Source organism: Marinobacter sp. (assembly GCF_040904845.1).
In the GTDB taxonomy this organism is placed as follows: Bacteria; Pseudomonadota; Gammaproteobacteria; order Pseudomonadales; family Oleiphilaceae; genus Marinobacter.
The window spans coordinates 1-3,663 of record NZ_JBBDSR010000080.1; the positions used below are offsets into that span (position 1 = coordinate 1).

General features: G+C 59.4%; 3 protein-coding genes and 1 tRNA gene. 3 read left to right on the forward strand and 1 reads right to left on the reverse strand.

Going from position 1 to position 3,663, the window contains the following annotated elements; all coding sequences use genetic code 11:
* From mpl to WD429_RS10775, 3 genes are all read left to right on the forward strand, one after another.
* A partial coding sequence (mpl, locus tag WD429_RS10765) for a UDP-N-acetylmuramate:L-alanyl-gamma-D-glutamyl-meso-diaminopimelate ligase (RefSeq protein WP_368422177.1) occupies positions 1-1,328 on the forward strand: 1,328 nt, incomplete at its 5' end.
* Positions 1,325-1,978 carry a flavin prenyltransferase UbiX gene (locus WD429_RS10770; protein ID WP_368422178.1) on the forward strand — a complete coding sequence of 218 codons (654 nt, stop codon included), beginning with the start codon at positions 1,325-1,327 and terminating at the stop codon, positions 1,976-1,978. The genes mpl and WD429_RS10770, both read left to right, overlap by 4 nt.
* A gap of 111 nt (positions 1,979-2,089) precedes the next feature.
* Positions 2,090-3,229 (forward strand): acyl-CoA dehydrogenase family protein, encoded by a 1,140-nt coding sequence (locus tag WD429_RS10775; protein ID WP_368422179.1) that lies wholly within the window; start codon positions 2,090-2,092, stop codon positions 3,227-3,229.
* Between the two features lie 347 nt (positions 3,230-3,576).
* Here WD429_RS10775 and WD429_RS10780 read toward each other — a convergent pair.
* A tRNA-Leu gene (locus tag WD429_RS10780) sits at positions 3,577-3,663 on the reverse strand.

Here is a 3,663-nt window from a genome sequence, read left to right on the forward strand (position 1 = left end):
TGGGCCACACGGTAACCGGCTCGGACCAGGGCGTTTATCCGCCCATGAGCACTCAGCTTGAAGCTCAGGGCATTGGTTTGATGGAAGGGTATCGCGCCGATCACCTGGAGCCGAAGCCGGACCTGGTCCTGATCGGGAACGCCATGTCCCGGGGGAATCCCGAGGTCGAGGCGGTCCTTAACCGCAACATCGATTACATGTCCGGCCCGGAATGGCTGGCGCGGGAAGTGTTGCGCCACCGCTGGGTACTGGCGGTGGCCGGCACCCATGGCAAAACCACCACCACCTCCATGTTGCTGTGGATTCTGGAGCAGGCCGGTTTTGACGCGGGTTACCTGGTGGGTGGCGTGCCGCAGGACTTCCCGGTATCGGCCCGGCTGGGCACCAGTGATTTTTTTGTGATCGAGGCCGACGAATACGACAGTGCGTTTTTCGACAAGCGCTCCAAGTTTGTCCATTACCGTCCCCACACCCTGATCATGAACAACCTCGAATTCGATCACGCTGATATTTTCGACAATGTCGAAGCCATCGAGCGCCAGTTTCACCACCTGGTTCGCACGGTGCCGTCCAGCGGCCTGATTATTCGCCCGGCAAACGATCTGCACCTGGACCGCGCTCTGGACATGGGCTGCTGGAGCGGGGTGCAAACCTCTGCCATTGGCAGTGAAGTGGCCTATACCACGGACTGGCGGGCGGAGTTGCTGGCGGAGGATGGCAGCCGCTTCATGGTGGTTCACCACGAACAACCGGTGGCAGCTGTGACTTGGTCACAGACCGGGTTGCACAATGTTCGCAATGCCCTTGCGGCCATCGCAGCGGCGCGGCATGTCGGAGTAACGCCCGATCATGCCGTTGCTGCCCTGTGCCGGTTTTCCGGGGTGAAGCGGCGAATGGAACTGTTGGCCGAGGTCCATGGTGTCAGCGTGTACGATGACTTTGCCCACCACCCCACCGCCATTGCCACCACACTTGAGGGGCTTCGCAACAAAGTGGGTGACGAGCCGGTGATCGCCCTGATCGAGCCCCGATCCAACACCATGCAGCAAGGCGTGCATCAGCAGGCGTTGTTGCCCAGTGCCGCTGCGGCTGACCATGCGGTCTGGGCCAACCTGAGCGAGCTGGAGTGGCTGCCCGAGCTGGTGAATGCCTGCCAGGGCAGGGCGGAAGGTGTCCGGCATCATGTGGAAACGAGTGTGGACGCACTGATCGAGCGGGTATTGGCGAATGTCTCAGAACCCTGCCACATTGTGATCATGAGTAATGGCGGTTTTGGTGGTATCCACCAGAAACTGATTACGGAACTTGAACGTAGATACCCGGCATGACTGATTCTGCATCCGCGCGAAAAACCATCAACCTGGCATTCACTGGCGCGTCCGGCGCTCAGTACGGCTTGCGGTTGCTGCAATGCCTGATCGCCGGCGGCTGCACCGTGAACGTGATGGTCAGCCGGGCTGCCCAGGTGGTGATTGCCACGGAAACCGACCTCAAGCTGCCTGGCTCGCCCCCCGCGATGCAGGCGACGCTGGCGCAATACGCCAACGCGGAACCCGGGCAGTTGACGGTGTTTGGTCGCGAGGACTGGTTTGCGCCGCCGGCGTCCGGTTCCGGGGAAAAAGCACCGTTGGTTGTCTGCCCCTGCAGCACCGGAACCCTGTCCGCCCTGGCCACTGGTGCCAGTAATAACCTGATTGAGCGGGCCGGAGACGTCGCGCTGAAAGAGCGACGGCCGCTGATTCTGGTGCCCAGAGAAGCGCCGTATTCCGAAGTGCATCTGGACAACATGCTGAGGCTGACCCGCATGGGGGCCGTCATTATGCCGGCCAGCCCCGGGTTTTATCACAAGCCGCAATCGGTGAATGATCTGGTGGATTTCATCGTGGCCCGCATTCTGGATCATCTGGGCCTGCCTCAGGACCTGATGCCACGCTGGGGCGAGGAGCGCGCCAAGGGAAAGGACGGCAGCCAGAGCTAGGCGATGGTTTTGGTCAGCCGGATTGATGGTTTTCACCATTGAGCGAAACCGCCACTGCGCCGAGACTTGTGGAACGATAACCATAACGCAAGTCACTCACCGAGGTTTACCATGATTCCACGCACACTCTTTGACGCCGATCTCGAAGGCTTCCGCGATTCCGTTCGCAAATTCCTCGAGCAGGAAGCCGCTCCCTATCACGAGCAATGGGAAAAAGACGGGCAGGTCAGCCGCGAATTATGGCGCAAGGCCGGTGAGCTGGGTTTCCTGTGCCCGACCATGCCGGAAGAATTCGGTGGCGTGGGTGCAGACTTTCGCTACAGCGCGGTGGTGATCGAAGAAATTTCCTACGCTGGCCTGTCGGGCATCGGTTGGGGGCTGCACTCGGACATCGTGGCACCTTATATCCTTAATCACGGTTCACAAGCTCAGAAAGAGTACTATCTGCCTAAAATGGCCTCTGGCGAGATGATTACCGCCATCGCCATGACCGAGCCGGGTGCCGGGTCTGATCTCCAGGGCGTAAAAACCACCGCCATCAAGGACGGTGACTACTACACGCTCAATGGTTCCAAAACCTTCATCACCAACGGCCAGTTGGCGGATCTGGTCATTGTGGTGGCCAAAACCGATCCCAAAGAAGGAGCCAAGGGTACCAGCCTGCTGCTGGTCGAGACCGCCTCGGAAGGATTTGAGAAAGGCCAGAACCTGAACAAAGTGGGGATGAAGGCGCAGGATACCTCGGAACTGTTTTTCCAGGATGTGAAAGTGCCGGCGGAGAACCTGCTGGGCTCCATGGAAGGGCAGGGCTTTTTCCAGTTGATGCAGGAACTGCCAGCCGAACGTCTGCAGGTTGCTCTGGCAGCGGTGGCCGCCGCCGAGGCAGGCTGGAAGTGGACGCTGGACTACGTCAAAGAGCGCAAAGCATTTGGCAAGCCGGTCATTGCGTTCCAGAACACCCGCTTCAAAATGGCCGAAATGAAAGCCGAAATCACCGCTGCCCGGGTGTTCTGTGATCGTTGCCTGGAGCTCCACCTCGACAAGAAACTCGACATTCCCACCGCCGCCATGCTCAAACAGTGGACCACCGACGTCCAGTGCAAGGTGATGGATGAGTGCGTGCAGTTGCACGGTGGCTACGGTTACATGTGGGAATACCCGATTGCCCGGGCCTGGGCGGATTCCCGTGTACAGAAGATCTATGCGGGCACCAACGAAATCATGAAAGAGATCGTCGCCCGGTCGTTCTGATCGGCACAGCCCTGGCGGCCATGCGCCGCCGGGGCCTTTAACCGTTGAGCTGGGATTTGGCGCCACCGTCACCCTCCCTTTCGGTGAGCCGACGACCCTCTCTGGTGAGGACGGTGCTTTTGTCCTCGATATCGGAGAGCTGCTCAGCGACCCCGCCCAGGCACCGGATCTGGATCCGAAGGATTACTCGCTGTTCGCGCTGGCCATGCCGGACAATGGCAGTCAATCACTGACGGGAGTTATTCACAGTGCACGAACGTGCAAGCCATAAAATCCGCCAATCGGCGTGATTGATCGGATAAAATAAACAGTATGGAACGTTTTCGACCACTTCTTGGGGGAAGAAATGGTGCCGAGGAGAGGACTTGAACCTCCACGGGGTTGCCCCCACTAGCACCTGAAGCTAGCGTGTCTACCAATTTCACCACCTCGGC

Coding starts and splice junctions, on each gene's coding strand:
- WD429_RS10775 (WP_368422179.1), top strand. CDS start 2,090: ATGATTCCACGCACACTCTTTGACGCCGATCTCGAAGGCTTCCGCGAT.
- WD429_RS10770 (WP_368422178.1), top strand. CDS start 1,325: ATGACTGATTCTGCATCCGCGCGAAAAACCATCAACCTGGCATTCACT.